15 protein-coding genes are annotated in these 14,279 nt (G+C 55.3%); 13 read left to right on the forward strand and 2 right to left on the reverse strand.

Going from position 1 to position 14,279, the window contains the following annotated elements; translation table 11 throughout:
• Positions 1 to 229 precede the first annotated feature (229 nt).
• Entirely contained in the window at positions 230 to 853 is a 624-nt protein-coding gene (locus C5687_RS19785; protein ID WP_047958123.1) for a helix-turn-helix domain-containing protein, read from the forward strand.
• Here C5687_RS19785 and C5687_RS19790 read toward each other — a convergent pair.
• Both C5687_RS19790 and C5687_RS19795 read right to left on the reverse strand, forming a co-directional pair.
• Positions 850 to 1,458: a hypothetical protein gene (locus tag C5687_RS19790; protein ID WP_047958124.1), complete on the reverse strand. Its 609-nt coding sequence runs from the start codon at positions 1,456 to 1,458 to the stop codon at positions 850 to 852. The genes C5687_RS19785 and C5687_RS19790 overlap by 4 nt on opposite strands.
• Positions 1,458 to 3,011: an ExeA family protein gene (locus C5687_RS19795; protein ID WP_104557613.1), complete on the reverse strand. Its 1,554-nt coding sequence runs from the start codon at positions 3,009 to 3,011 to the stop codon at positions 1,458 to 1,460. The genes C5687_RS19790 and C5687_RS19795 overlap by 1 nt, the downstream gene beginning before the upstream one ends.
• A gap of 299 nt (positions 3,012 to 3,310) precedes the next feature.
• On the opposite strand from C5687_RS19795, the gene gspC reads away from it, so the two are divergent.
• Genes gspC through C5687_RS19855 form a run of 12 tightly spaced genes read left to right on the forward strand, consistent with a single transcriptional unit; the run spans position 3,311 to position 14,072 of the window.
• The gene (gspC, locus tag C5687_RS19800) at positions 3,311 to 4,042 is read left to right on the forward strand and encodes a type II secretion system protein GspC (RefSeq protein WP_104557615.1); all 732 of its coding nucleotides are present in this window, start codon (positions 3,311 to 3,313) and stop codon (positions 4,040 to 4,042) included.
• A 12-nt stretch (positions 4,043 to 4,054) separates the two neighbouring features.
• Positions 4,055 to 5,983, forward strand: a complete 1,929-nt coding sequence (gene gspD, locus C5687_RS19805) for a type II secretion system secretin GspD (RefSeq protein ID WP_104557617.1) — start codon at positions 4,055 to 4,057, stop codon at positions 5,981 to 5,983.
• A gap of 13 nt (positions 5,984 to 5,996) precedes the next feature.
• Positions 5,997 to 7,475: a type II secretion system ATPase GspE gene (gene gspE / locus C5687_RS19810; RefSeq protein WP_025756059.1), complete on the forward strand. Its 1,479-nt coding sequence runs from the start codon at positions 5,997 to 5,999 to the stop codon at positions 7,473 to 7,475.
• Positions 7,475 to 8,683 (forward strand): type II secretion system inner membrane protein GspF, encoded by a 1,209-nt coding sequence (gene gspF, locus C5687_RS19815; RefSeq protein WP_095451619.1) that lies wholly within the window; start codon positions 7,475 to 7,477, stop codon positions 8,681 to 8,683. Before gspE ends, gspF begins: the two co-directional genes overlap by 1 nt.
• 2 nt (positions 8,684 to 8,685) lie before the next feature.
• Positions 8,686 to 9,135, forward strand: a complete 450-nt coding sequence (gspG, locus tag C5687_RS19820; RefSeq protein ID WP_059310662.1) for a type II secretion system major pseudopilin GspG — start codon at positions 8,686 to 8,688, stop codon at positions 9,133 to 9,135.
• Entirely contained in the window at positions 9,135 to 9,620 is a 486-nt protein-coding gene (gene gspH / locus C5687_RS19825) for a type II secretion system minor pseudopilin GspH (RefSeq protein WP_104557619.1), read from the forward strand. Before gspG ends, gspH begins: the two co-directional genes overlap by 1 nt.
• Positions 9,613 to 9,987 (forward strand): type II secretion system minor pseudopilin GspI, encoded by a 375-nt coding sequence (gene gspI, locus C5687_RS19830; RefSeq protein WP_104557621.1) that lies wholly within the window; start codon positions 9,613 to 9,615, stop codon positions 9,985 to 9,987. The genes gspH and gspI overlap by 8 nt, the downstream gene beginning before the upstream one ends.
• Positions 9,984 to 10,637 (forward strand): type II secretion system minor pseudopilin GspJ, encoded by a 654-nt coding sequence (gene gspJ / locus C5687_RS19835; protein WP_104557623.1) that lies wholly within the window; start codon positions 9,984 to 9,986, stop codon positions 10,635 to 10,637. The genes gspI and gspJ overlap by 4 nt, the downstream gene beginning before the upstream one ends.
• Positions 10,634 to 11,650: a type II secretion system minor pseudopilin GspK gene (gspK, locus tag C5687_RS19840; protein WP_104557625.1), complete on the forward strand. Its 1,017-nt coding sequence runs from the start codon at positions 10,634 to 10,636 to the stop codon at positions 11,648 to 11,650. The genes gspJ and gspK overlap by 4 nt, the downstream gene beginning before the upstream one ends.
• Positions 11,651 to 11,665: 15 nt before the next feature.
• Positions 11,666 to 12,796: a type II secretion system protein GspL gene (gene gspL, locus C5687_RS19845; protein WP_104557627.1), complete on the forward strand. Its 1,131-nt coding sequence runs from the start codon at positions 11,666 to 11,668 to the stop codon at positions 12,794 to 12,796.
• On the forward strand, positions 12,793 to 13,278 hold the full coding sequence (locus C5687_RS19850) for a type II secretion system protein M (protein WP_025756051.1): 486 nt from the start codon (positions 12,793 to 12,795) through the stop codon (positions 13,276 to 13,278). The genes gspL and C5687_RS19850 overlap by 4 nt, the downstream gene beginning before the upstream one ends.
• Positions 13,275 to 14,072 carry a prepilin peptidase gene (locus C5687_RS19855; protein WP_095451621.1) on the forward strand — a complete coding sequence of 266 codons (798 nt, stop codon included), beginning with the start codon at positions 13,275 to 13,277 and terminating at the stop codon, positions 14,070 to 14,072. The genes C5687_RS19850 and C5687_RS19855 overlap by 4 nt, the downstream gene beginning before the upstream one ends.
• Positions 14,073 to 14,279 lie beyond the last annotated feature (207 nt).

The following is a 14,279-nucleotide window of genomic DNA, read 5'->3' on the forward strand; positions in this document are numbered from 1 at the left end:
TATAAATGCGCTTGAGATTAATCTTAAGTACATTCTCAATTCATTTTAAGTTAATTGATTTAAAATCGTCCTCAATTAAGATGGATTCATCGATTCACAGCATGAATCAAATTAAAAAAACAGAACTTGTTTGGTTTTTTTAATTTTAAAAGAATACAGAATTAACTTTACGGCAACATTTATCGCTGCCGAGCACTTTCCCTTTTAAACATCTTAATCAGGTATAACAATGTTAAGCATCTTTGGTAAAAAAACACGTCCTCATAAAGAAATGGAAGCTATTATTTCCGCAACGTCTGGACACGAGGAAAAGACGTTAAAAAAATGGCAAAAAATCTCCACCGAAAACTCAGATAATATTCACATTATCGTCAGCGGTGAAGTTGAGTTCCGCCGAAGCTCTGATGATTTATGTATGTTTACGCTGCAGGGACAATGTATATTTGGTCTCTCCGCTATTTTTTATAACTCGGCACATATGCAGGGCGTGGTACGGAGTAACACCGTGGTACGCACCATTCATAAAGATGAATTTCAGCGGTTAATAACCCAGCATGGGCTGTGGCCTGATTTAACCAAAGTGCTGGCATGGTATATCTGTTTGCTCAGCAAACGTGATGACGTTTTAGTTGCCCGCAGCGCGTATTCCGTGGTGCGTGAATTCCTGATTGAAATTAACGATCTGATTGTTCAGCAACAGCGTGATATTAATATTTATGATTATATTCAGGAATACACCAACCTGGCACGCAGTACCATTATCAAAATTCTCTCCGACCTGAAAAAAGGTCAATATATTGTGGTGGAAAAAGGACGACTGCTCAGCCTGACGACTTTACCTGAAAAATATTAATCCCCTCCTGCGTCTCCTTTTATCACCGAAGGAGACGCATTTTGCGTTTCATCGACCGGTGGTGCCGGCATTTTTCCCTTCGCCATATCATCCTGCTGCTGTTTTAACGCCTGCATAAATAACGCTTTTAACGCACCGTCATCCTCAGATGTCGTCGCCTGTTCGTGTGCCTCGGTGCCGGGTAAGGTATCGCGCGAGGTGTCATGCGTGACGGGGCTATCAGGTAAGGTGCCATCAGGCGCCTGCTGCCAGTCATTTTCGTCGCTGTTAATCGGCATATTCTCCATCGGCGGTAAATCGTCCTTTATTTTCACCGGCTGCGGTTTGGGCTGCGGGTGCGGGAACGGCTTCGTTACATAGATATAGTGCATATCCGAGAGGCTGGTTTCCGGCTTCGCGACGCTGACCTTTTTCACCACCGGCGCCGGATGGCGTAAGTTCCAGTACACATGGGCATAAAGCCCGGCGACGATCAGCGCGCACATCCCCAGACACCAGAGCGTGACCACGCTGAACATTTTACTGAACGACGGTAACCGCCAGGAAAACCAGACCGGTTCCCCGGTGGTATAGCTGCGCTGGGCAGCGAGACAAATAGTAGACATTATCCGTGCTTCTCTTGCGTGTTCGGGGTGGCCTGCGATGCCTGGATCTGAACGCTCGGTGTGGTATGGGTTTCGCGCATCAACTGCATCAGGGTCTCTTCCCCTGGGATACCGTCGACGCGAAGGTGCATCTTCTCCTGAAATTCGCGGGTGCGTTTCATCAGCTCCGCCGTCCAGTTTTTATCATGCGTTTCGTTTTCACCCAGCGCGACGCTGAGCTGCTGATCCAGCCACTCAAGATCTTTGCTGTCGCTGGCCGCGGTAATTTCATCTTTGCCGGAAGGCGTCAGGCGGTGAAGCAGGGTGTAATTCCCCGTGGCGTGTTGGGTATACCAGGCGCGGCTCACCTGCCAGGTCCGGTTGTTCATCAGCAGATCCAGAGAGGTTTTTCCGGCGCGCGCCACCACGGCGTAGTTAATGTGGTTGCCCATTTTGACTTCACTGACCCACGGGTACCCCTCGCTGGCCAGGGTATCCAGGCTGGCCGTTCCCTGTTTACACATCAGATTCACTTTGGCCGCGTTCTGACACAGGGCGTCGTCTGCTGAAGCGTCATACCCCCACATGGCGTACAGCTGGTGCATGGCATCAGGCTGATTCACCACCTCGTTTTCGATAACCGGGACCACCGGCGCGTCTGGCGTTTTGACTGGCTGTTTCCAGCTGGCCGGCACCGGCAGCGCCACCGGCAGTTTTGCCGTAATGGAAGAGGTCATCATCCAGCCGCAGGCAGCGAACAGGACGGAGGCGAACAGCCCGACGGTAGCCAGCGCTTTACCGCGTTTCCGCGCCGGGAGCACTTCGCCGATGGCCAGACGCAGATGGCGCGGCCCGACGTTCGGCGCGCGTTCGGTCCAGGCGGCCAGCATCGAAAGATGCGCCAGCGCATTCAGCTTGCTGATATTACCTTTGGTCAGGGCGTGGATTTTTTTCACGCGAGCAGGCGTCAGCGGGGAGATCGCTGCGCCGTGCTCTTCGCACTGGGCGTCGACATAGCGCAGGAACTCGCGGCAGGTCAGGTTACGCAGCGTGTGGTGGGTCAGAACAAACGCCTGCAGCGCGGAATCGGTCAGCATCGTCTCCTGATCTTCACTGCCCATCAGGATGACCGACAAACACACGCCCAGCTCCTGGGCACGCGTGAGCAGCATGGCCAGCAGATCATAGCAGTTGTGCTTCATCGCCTCAGCATGGGTGATGACCAGCACCTTCTGCGTGGCACGGGCATCGCGCCACTGGCGCAGCACGGCGTCCACGGCCTGCAGTTTATTTTTGCTCTCTTTCACCGACGGGTTGAGCTTATAAAGGAGAGAATTGGCGCTCAGCTTCGGAAAGGCATTAACCGGGATGACGGCGTTGCTGCGCTTCAACGCCTCGCTGAACTGCCCCAGCAGTTCGCTGTCGTGGTAAAAGAGCCCGGTGATCCCTGCCTGCTGGCTTTTTTCTTTCAGAAGATTGAACACATCCTGATGATAAGGCACCAGAAAATCACCCGATTTGCGGGTGATATTTCTGAACGGAGGGGTACTGAATTTAAAATGACTCTGATACATAGCGACTAACCGTCTCATCTCTTTAATAGCAATGGGCGAAAAGTACGGGATGCACCAGCCCTGGTCAATTTAACACCAGAGTAAAAATAACCTGCTGTCAGGCTCTAACATTCCCCTTTTTTCCGGTCAATCATTTTCTTCATTAAAGTTAATAGCGAAGCCGATAGTCCACCTTCAGGAGGCTGATTATTATTAGCTCACTCAGTGATGCAGCACGTCGCTGCGAATGACTGCTTTGCAAAAAGGCCAGATAAATAATGAGGAACGCATTCCTTTCCCGTTTAATGACACCCTGCGTCATGCTTGTCATGCTGATATTCTGCAGCCAGCAGGGATATGTCGTTTATAAAGATTATAAGAAAGTTACGAATAAGTTAGCGAATGCTGATAAGCCGGCGCTAAAAAAACCTGATGCTGAAAAATCCTTTGGGCTTTTCACCGCCGCAGTGCGTCAAAGCGACGCGCCGGCCGCGGCAAAAGCGCCACTGTCGGCAGAGATTGAGGGCATTATTCGTAGCGATGAATCCTGGCTATCGTTCGCCGTGATCAAGACGCCCGCCGGTCAGCAGAGCTACCGGGAAGGGGAGCCGCTGGTGGGCTTTGACGATGCCTATGTAACTGAAATTAATCAAGATAATGTGGTGGTGCAGTACGAGGGGGCGAAACAGACGCTGGCCCTCAATAAACCGGCGTATTTCAAGGGCGGCGTTGACAGCACCCCGGTTACCAAATCGAAAAAAGATGCCGGCGCCGACAGTCTGCATCTCGATGATTATCTGGTGCTAAAACCGTTAATCGATAAAGGCCAACTGGAAGGCTTTACTATTAATCCACGGAACGCAACGCCTTTTTACCATAATGCAGGACTGGAAAAAGGCGACGTGGTGTTGAAAGTCAATGACGTCGATATGACGCAAGAAGCGCAGGCGAAAAATATCATCGCCAACTGGTCGAAAATGAAAGAAGCGGATGTTGTCGTCAGACGGCACGCTCACCTTGAAAATATTCGGGTTAATGTATTTAACAATTAACAAGTGTACATCATGAAGAAATTTCCGTGGGCGTGCGTGGCGCTGACCGCATTGTCGTTATATTCCGGTTCGCTGCTTGCAGCCAACTTTAGCGCCAGTTTTAAAAATACCGATATCCGCGAATTTATCGATACGGTAAGTCGTAATCTGAATAAAACCATTCTCGTCGACCCGTCCGTTCAGGGCACCGTGTCGGTGAGAACCTATAACGTGCTGTCGGAGGAGGAATATTATCAGTTCTTCCTGAGCGTGCTGGACCTGTATGGTCTGTCGGTTATTCCGATGGATAACGGCATGGTCAAAGTGGTGCGTTCAAGCGTGGCGCGTACTGCCGGTGTACCGGTGGCCGACAGCAAAAATCCGGGCAAAGGGGATGAGATCATCACCCGCGTGGTGCGCATGGAAAACGTCCCGGTGCGCGAGCTGGCGCCGTTGCTGCGCCAGCTGAACGATGCTTCGGGCATCGGCAACGTGGTCCATTTTGAACCTTCAAACGTGCTGCTGTTAACCGGTAAAGCCTCGGTGGTGAACCGCCTGGTGGATCTGGTGGAGCGCGTGGATCGTTCCGGCATGCAGCGTCGTGAAATCGTGCCGCTGCGCTATGCCTCCGCCAAAGAGCTCTCTGACATGTTGAATAACCTCAACAATGAAGAGCAGAAAGGGCAGAACGCGCCGCAGCTGGCAACCAAAGTGGTGGCCGATGACGAAACCAACAGCCTGGTGATCAGCGGGACGGAAGATGCGCGTGCGCGCACCCGGTCGCTGATCGGTCAGCTCGACCGCGAGCAGAATAACGAGGGCAATACCCGCGTCTTTTACCTGAAATACGCCAACGCCTCAAAAGTGGTGCCGGTGCTGACCGGTATTGGTGAGCAGCTGAAAGACAAAGCGGGTACGCCGAAAAGCAAAACCGCAAGCCCTTCAGGGGATCTGAATATTACGGCCGATGATGCGACCAACTCCCTGGTGATCACCGCCCAGCCAAACGTCATGAACTCGCTGGAGAAAGCGATCGACAAGCTGGATATTCGCCGTCCGCAGGTGCTGGTGGAAGCGATCATTGCTGAAGTACAGGACGGCAACGGCCTGGATCTCGGCGTGCAGTGGACCAGCTCACACGGCGGCGTGCAGTTTGGCTCGACCGGTCTGCCGATCAGCCAGATTAAGAACAAGACGCTGAAAACGGCCAGCTTTACCGGCCTGGCGACTGGCTTCTTTAACGGCGACTTTGGTGCGCTGATGACTGCGCTGTCGACCACCGGTAAGAACGACATTCTCTCCACGCCGAGCGTGGTCACGCTGGATAACAAAGAAGCGTCGTTCAACGTCGGTCAGGATGTACCGGTACTGTCCGGCTCCCAGACCACCAGCGGCGACAACGTCTTTAATTCGGTTGAACGTAAAACCGTCGGTACCAAACTCAAGATTGTGCCGCAGATCAACGACGGGGATATGATCCACCTGAAGATCGAACAGGAAGTCTCCAGCGTCGATGCCAGCGCCACCACGGACGCCAGCCTGGGGCCAACCTTCAACACCCGCACCATCAATAACGAAGTGATGGTTCACAGTGGCCAGACGGTGGTGCTCGGCGGGTTGATGGAGAATGTCAACAAACAGAACGTGTCAAAAGTGCCGCTACTGGGTGACCTGCCGCTGGTAGGACAGCTGTTCCGCTATACCTCGCAGGACACGTCGAAACGTAACCTGATGGTGTTTATCCACACCACCGTGCTGCGTGATGACGACAACTACAGCGCGGCGACGAAAGAGAAATACGATCAGATCCGCGCCCGTCAGCAGCAGCGTATGGAAGAGCAGAAGCTGGGGATTATTGAAAACAGTGATAACCCGGTACTGCCGGCACTGCCATCGCAAAGCCGTTCGACGCCGGTGGGGACGACTGCGCCGTCATCGGCCCGCAATCCCTTCAAAGAGTAAGCGGAGGTGATGCGTGGATGAACTGACGAAACAGCTTTGCACCAGCAGCTTTGCGAAAGACAACGGCATCCTGTTCTGGAACGACACGGTCTATATCCGTGAAGATGTGCCCGCGTTTGCGCTGCTGGAGATGCGCCGGGTGCTGGGGCGCGCCTTTGTGCCCCAGACGCTGAGCGCCGAAGCGTTTGATGAAATGCTGGCCAAAATCTGGCAGCAGAACAGCGGCGTTTCGCAGCAGCTGGTGGACGACATGGATGCGGATATCGATCTGATGGCGTTAACTGAGGAGATCCCGGACAACGAAGATCTGCTGGATAACGACGAAAACTCGCCGGTGATCCGCCTGATCAACGCCATTCTTGGCGAAGCGGTGAAAGACGGCGCTTCGGATATCCATATCGAAACCTTCGAGCGCACGCTGAGCATCCGTTTTCGCGTTGACGGCGTGCTGCGCCCGGTGCTGCAGCCGGCGCGTAAGCTGGCGCCGCTGCTGGTGTCGCGAATTAAGGTGATGTCGAAGCTCGATATCGCCGAAAAACGTCTGCCGCAGGATGGCCGTATCTCCCTGCGCATTGGCCGTAAAGCGATCGACGTGCGTGTCTCGACTATTCCGTCGCAGTACGGCGAGCGCGTGGTCATGCGTCTGCTTGATAAGAGCAACCTGAAGCCGGACATCAACAAGCTCGGGCTGATTGATGAAGAGCTGGAAAAACTGAAAGGGCTGATTGCTCGCCCGCACGGCATTATCCTGGTCACCGGGCCGACAGGCTCCGGTAAAAGTACCACCCTGTACGCCATTCTGTCGGCGCTGAACGGTCATGAACGTAACATCCTGACCGTCGAAGATCCGATTGAGTATGAGCTGGAAGGGGTGGGGCAGACGCAGGTGAACCCGCGCGTGGACATGACCTTTGCCCGCGGCCTGCGCGCCATTTTGCGTCAGGATCCGGACGTGGTGATGATCGGGGAGATTCGTGACGGCGAAACCGCGCAAATTGCGGTGCAGGCGTCGCTCACCGGTCACCTGGTCATGTCTACGCTGCACACCAACAGTGCGGCGGGGGCGATCACCCGTCTGCGGGATATGGGCCTTGAGTCCTTTTTGATTGGTTCATCGCTACTTGGCGTCATTGCCCAGCGTCTGGTGCGGCGGCTGTGTCCGCACTGCCGGACCACCAGTCCGCTGGACGACAATGAAAAAGCGCTGTTTAGCTTTATGGATAAACCGCCGAAGGCCATCTATCGCGCCGTGGGCTGCGAACACTGCCGTCAGAGCGGGTATCAGGGGCGGGCGGGCATTCATGAATTTCTGGTGGTCGACAGCGCCATGCGCCGCGCCATTCACGAAGACAAAGATGAAATGTCCATTGAGACCGAGCTGTTCAAACAGGCCTACAGCCTGCGCGAAAACGGCCTGATGAAGGTCATCAGCGGTATCACCTCGCTGGAAGAGGTGATGCGCGTGACCGCCGAGCGTGGAGGCGATGAATAATGGCTTTCTACGCGTGGACCGCCACCGATGCCGCCGGGAAAACCCAGCGCGGCACGCTGCAGGCGGAAGGGCCGAAGCAGGTGCGTCAGTCGCTGCGTGAACAGAAGCTGATGCCGCTGACCATCACCGAAACCCGTGAAAATGCGGTCAGCGCCAAAGCCAAAACCGGCGCCAGACTCTCTGTGCCGGTGCTGTCGATGTTTACCCGTCAGCTGTCGACGCTGGTCAATGCGTCGCTGCCGCTGGAAAGCGCCCTGAAGGCGATTTCAAAGCAGACGGAAGACAAAAAGCTGGCGGCGATGGTGACCGAAATCCGCGAGAAAGTGGTGGAAGGCCATACCCTTTTCGACGCCTTCAGCCAGTTCCCGCGCACGTTCGACAAGCTCTACTGCACGCTAGTGATGGCCGGGGAAAAAACCGGCCATCTCGGCGACGTGCTGGAGAAGCTGGCGGAGTATAACGAGCAGCGTCAGAAGATGAAAAGCAAGCTGACGCAGGCGATGGTCTACCCGATCACCCTGACGGTGGTCGCCGTGGCGGTGATCAGCATCCTGCTGGTGGCGGTGGTCCCGCAGGTGATCGAGCAGTTTGTGCATATGAAGCAGCAGCTGCCGATTACCACCCGCACCCTGATTGCCGTCAGTGATTTCCTGCAGGCATACGGGATCTTCATTGCAGGTGCCTTCTTTGGCGCGATGGTCGGCTTTAAGGTCTGGGTCAAGAAAACGGCGAACCGTTTTCGCTGGCACAGCTGGCTGGTGAACGGCTCGCCGATCAAAAAGCTGGTCTGCGCCATTAACAGCGCGCGCTATATCCGCACGCTCAGTATCCTGCAGGCCAGTAGCGTCCCGTTGCTGGAGGGGATGTATATCGCGATGGACGGGATCGAAAACCGCTATGCCCGGCAGGTGCTGGAGCAGGCGGCGGATACCGTGCGTCAGGGGGCTTCCCTGTATAACGCCCTGGACCAGGCGAAACTGTTTCCGCCGACAATGCTGTACATGATTGCCTCCGGCGAAGAGAGCGGAGAATTAGGTTCATTAATGGATCGCGCCGCGGAAAATCAGGAATCGGCTTTACAACATCGAATTACGTTAACGCTGTCGGTCTTTGAACCGGCACTGGTGGTGACAATGGCGACAGTGGTTTTATTTATCGTGCTGTCAATATTACAACCGCTTCTTCAGCTCAATAATATGGTGGGTTAAATATGTCCTTAAAACGAAATAGCCTGAAACGTCAGGCCGGGTTTACCTTGCTCGAATTAATGGTGGTCATCGTTATTCTTGGCGTGCTCGCCAGTATGGTGGTGCCAAATTTAATGGGAAATAAAGAAAAAGCCGATGCCCAGAAAGCGACCAGCGATATCGTGGCGCTGGAAGGTTCGCTGGATATGTACAAGCTGGATAACCACCGTTATCCCACGACAGAGCAGGGGCTGCAGGCGCTGGTGACCAAACCGGAAATCGCCCCGATCCCGAAAAACTACCGTGACGATGGCTATATTCGTCGTCTGCCGGAAGACCCATGGGGTAATGATTATATCCTGGTAAGCCCAGGTGAACATGGCGCGGTGGATGTGTTCTCTGCCGGTCCGGATGCCGAAGCGAATACTGCTGATGATATTACCAACTGGTCTTTAGATAAAAAAGAGAAGTAATGAATAAGCAGCGCGGGTTTACCTTACTGGAAATTATTCTGGCGCTGGTGATATTTGCCAGCTGCGCCATGATGGTGGTGTCGACTATTCCGTCGCGCAGCGGCGCGGATATTTTCGGTCAGCAGTTAAAAGCCCTCGTTGAATATGGTTCGGACCGTGCGGTGATGGACGGCAATATTGTCGGACTGGTGATCACCCCCTCGGAATATCAGCTGGTCACCTGGGCCGAAAAAGAGGGCGAGTGTCACTGGGAACCCTTAACCGCCGGGCGCATTGTCACCCACGGTCAGTTCCCGGAAGAGATGCACGTCTCACTGTCACCGCAGCGCCTTGCGGCAACGACGGACGCGACGCCGCAGATTGTCTTTTTGCCGGACGGGGAGATCGGACGCTTCACGCTTTCCCTGCAGAGCTTTGACAAAAAGCAGCGTTTTCGCGTGGTGTCGCAGGGGGCATCACCGGTTTTGGTAGAGAACGATGACTAAACGCAAAGAACAGGGGATGACCCTGCTGGAAGTGATGGTCGCTCTGGTCATCTTCTCCACCGCCGCGCTGGCGCTGATGAACTCCGTCTCGCTGAACGTGCGCTTCACTCACGGTCTGGGCGACTCGCTGCAGGCGAGCTGGGTAGCGGAAAACCAGCTGGCGGAAGCGAAACTGAGCAACACGCCGTTCCCGGATGCCCTGCAGACGGGCACGGAGATGATGGGCGGACGTAACTGGGCCTGGCGCAAGCAGCGGGTCAAAGTCACCGAAAACCGCTTTGCCGATGAGGTGCAGGTATTCGCCGAGGACGACGAAGATAAGCCGGTGATTAACCTGCAGGTGCCGGATCCCGGAGAAGTGAAATGAGCAAGCAGATTCAGCGTCAGCAGGGCTTTACGCTGCTGGAAATCATGATTGCGCTGACCATTTTCGCGGTTATCAGCTTGCTTGCCTGGCAAATTCTTGACGGGGCGATGCGCACCTCGAACGCCACCGACGCGGCGGCCACCCGCTTAAATCAGCTTCAGCGCGCTTACAACCTGCTGGAGCGGGATTTCTTCCAGCTTCAGGCCCGCGCCCCGCGCAACGAGCCTGAGGTTTTTGTCCAGCATGACGATGCGCTGGAGCTGACCACGCTGAACGGCGTGAGCGGTCAGGTTCAGCTGGAGCGCGTGCGCTGGCGGCTCGAAGATAAAAAGCTGTGGCGGGATATCTGGCCGGTCATTGACGGCCCGGCGGATGCGAAGCCGGAAGAGGTGGCGATCCTCAGCGAGGTGAAAGAGATCTCCTGGCGCTTCTGGAAAGCGAGCTGGCTCGACAAGTGGACCGACACGGCGCATCAGCCGGACGGCGTGGAGCTGCTGCTGACCATGGAAAATGGCGATACCTGGCGCTGGGTCTTTACCACCCCGGGCGATCTGCCGGACGCGCCTGCGGCGCCAAAAGAAGCTACGCCAGAAGCACCTGGGGATGCGCAACCGCAGCCGGCACCTGCCCCGTCCGGAGAGAAGAAATGAGCGGAAAATCGGTTCGAAAACAGCGCGGTGTCGCGCTGCTGGTGGTGCTAATTTTGCTGGTCATGATGTCAGCGCTGGCGGCCAAAATCAGCCAGCAGTTCTGCCGCAATCTGCAGAAGACCCGCTATCAGGTGAGCCAGCAGCAGCTGCGCTGGTCCATTCAGAGCCAGCAAAAAGCGATTGAAGATCGGCTGCAGACGTACGCCAGCGGTGAGAGCAAAGGGCTGTCGCCAAAAGGGGAATGGACGGATCCGGTGAAAACCGAAGGCGAACATTACACCGTGGTAAGCCAGATTGAGGACGCCCAGACCTGTTTTAACGTGAACAATTTACTGGCCGCCGACCCGACACCGGCGACCCAGACGGCGGGTGCGCTGCCGGAAAAACCGGTCAAAGAGCGCATCGTTGAACAACTGCTCGCCGACAGCGGGATCTCCACGGGGGATGCCGAAGAGATCTACCAGCAACTGATGGACTATCTCGATGGCGATACCACGACGGTTAAAGAGGGGCTGGAGACGGATGCCTGGGCCGGCGTGGAGCCAGCGCGGCAGCCCGCGAATCAGATGATGCGCACTCCGGGGGAGTTAAAGCTGCTGCCCGCCTTTCCGGCGGCGGCCTACGGCAAAGTCAGTAAGGTGCTGTGCGCCTTACCTGACACGGCCAGCAAGGTGGATGTGAATACATTGACCGAAGAACAGGCGCCGCTGCTGGCCGCGCTGTTCATCGGCTCGCTGAGCGAGGATGAAGCCATCCGGCTTATCGCCTCCCGCCCGGAAGAGGGCTGGGAGTCGATGGAGGCATTCCTGAAAGCGCTTGAGACAAATTATCCGCAGACCAAAGACGCCCTCAAGCAGGTTCAGGCGTTGCTTGCGGTGAACAGTAACTATTTCCGGGTCAACAGCACCGGCAATACCGATGATTTAACGCTGCGCGTCGTCAGCCAGCTTCATGTTGATAATGAAGCCGGGAAGGTGATTACCTGGCAACGTCGCTACCGAATGGTTGAATAACACAAGACGATCTCTATGAAACAGGTGCTTTTTATTCGTCCCGATACGCATGAAGACGGGAACATAATGTGGTGCGAGTCCGGTAGCGACCAGGTGGGAGAACGCCAGGGGGTGGCGTCACTGGCGGAACTCGCCGGTCACGCGCTTGCCGCGCGGGTATGTCTGTTACTCCCGGCCTGCGAAATGATCTTCCGCCATTTCACCTTGCCGAAAAAAGGGAGCGTTGAATTCTCCTGGCTGGCCGAAGAGACGCTGATTGGTGACGTGGACACGCTCCACTGGACGGTGCTCAACAAGAAAGGGCGGGATGTTGACGCAGTGGCCATTGATGCGGCGCGTCTGCGCTACTGGCTGGACCGCTGTGCCGGGGCCGGACTGACGGTGGTGCAGGTGCTGCCCGATGCCATCCTTCTGCCCGTGGCTGAAGGCGGGACCACGCTGGTGTCCACCGACGACGGCTACTGGATGCGCTACTCGCCGTTTGGCGCCTGTGAAACCGACGCCGCGCTGCTGCCGCTGCTGCTGAGCCAGCAGCGCGCCGGGGAAATCGTCTGCTACGGCGAGGCGCCCGCGGGCGTGCAGGTGGATGAGCAACTGGCCTGGCAGCACCCGCTGGTGCTGATCCAGCCGCAGTGGAAAACCTGCAAAGCCAATCTGCTGCACGGCGAATTTTCTGCCAAAGGCACAGACGGCGGTTTTCGTTACACCAGACCGGCTATCGCCGCCGTGGCGCTGCTGAGCCTGGGACTGCTGATCGGCCCTCGCATCGGCATGGCCTGGATGCTGACTCACCAGGAAAATCTGGCCCAGCAGCAGATGGTTGAGCTGGCTCAGCACTACTTTCCCACGCTGCGCCAGACCACCAACCTGAAGTACCACTTCGGGCAGAACATTAAGAAAGAGAAAAAAGGCGTCTTTCTGCAACTGGAGGCGCTGGAGCAGATCAAAGCCGCGCTCCCGTCGGTTGAACTGAGTGAAGTCGGGTATGACGACACGCAGAATCAGCTCACGCTCAACATCAGCGCCACGGATCCCGCTGCGTTGCAGGCGTTCGTCAATAAGGCCAGTGACACCTTCGACTTTACGCTGCAGCCGGTTTCCAGTGAAGCGCCGTATACCGCCATTATCACAGGGAAATATAAATGAAAGAGAAAATTGGACAATTAAAGGCGCGCTATCAGGGCTACAGTCCGCGCGAGCGAAATCTGTTTAAACTGTGCGGCGCGGCGCTCTGCTGCGCCATTATCTGGTACGGCGTAATGACCCCGCTGGACAGTATGATTAAAAATAGTGAAAGCACGCTGGCCAAACAGAAACAAACTCTCAACTGGATGCGTGCCGAAATAAATAAAAACCATCTTCAGGCCAAAATATTAAAAACCAGTAATCCACGTAGCGTGGTGGAAGAGAGCGCGAAAGAGATCCACGTTGCGCTGAGTAATATTCAGCAGGACGGTCAGACCCTGTCATTTAATATTGATCGGGTTAACGTCTATGAGCTGAAAAACTGGCTCCGGGAGGTGAATTTAACCACCGGGGTGCGTCTGGAGAAAATGGATCTCACCCCGGTCGATCATCTCAGCGACGTAAAAGCGCAGATAAAACTCACCTGGGCGAAAGTGGCATGAACCCGCTGATGCTGCTTCAGAGCAGCCAGATACCCGCCCTTTGCCTGTTGAGCGGTACGCTTGGCGGCATTATCGGCAGCTTTCTGGGCGTAGTTGTCGAGCGCGTTCCCCCGCTTATAAACGAAGAGGAGGGCGCCGGGAACCTGCTGTTTCCGGCCTCCCACTGCCCCGCGTGTTCTCACAGGCTCTCCTGGTGGGAAAATATCCCTGTTGTGAGCTGGTGCTGTCTGCGCGGGCGCTGTCGCTGCTGTAAAACCGCGATCCCGCTGCGTTTGCTGCTGCTTGAGCTTTCCAGCGCCCTGTTTTTTGCCCTGACGGCGGCGTTTGCCCCGTCTGCGGCCGCATTGACCTCACTGTGGGTGCTCTGGTGCGGGCTGCTGCCGCTGGCGGTGATTGACGCGAAACACCTCCTGCTGCCGGATTGTCTGACGCAACCCCTGCTGTGGGCGGGGCTGTTAAGCCATGCACTGTTTCATCAGTTGCCGCTGACGGATGCACTGTATGGCGCGGCGGCAGGCTACCTGTCGCTGTGGCTGATGTACTGGGCGTTTCGCCTGAGCACAGGCCGCGAAGGTTTGGGCTACGGTGATTTTAAGCTGCTGGCCGCGCTGGGCGCGTGGTGCGGCTGGCAGGCATTGCCTTCTTTATTGCTGGCGGCTGCATTGAGCGGCATCGCGTTGTATTTCCTTTTTTATAAATCTGTTAAAGAAAATAGCGTTATTCCGTTTGGACCGATGTTGTCACTGGCGGGTTTGGTTATTTTTATTCTGCAGACCTTGCACATTACATTCTGAACGGCGTGGTCAAGTTTTTTTTGAAATTTTTTCGATAAGGGAATGGCAGGATTTTATTAAATTCCCGGCGTATTGTAAGAGACATAAACTGTAAGGATTGTCGCTCATGTTTTTTTATGGAGGGTGATTTGGCGTAATAGCTATTTGGTTTAATTAAGCAAGGCTCACGGTTTTAGTTAAATAATATATTCACTACCCGCCCATGTT

This window comes from Enterobacter sichuanensis, from assembly GCF_002939185.1.
Taxonomy (GTDB): Bacteria; Pseudomonadota; Gammaproteobacteria; order Enterobacterales; family Enterobacteriaceae; genus Enterobacter; species Enterobacter sichuanensis.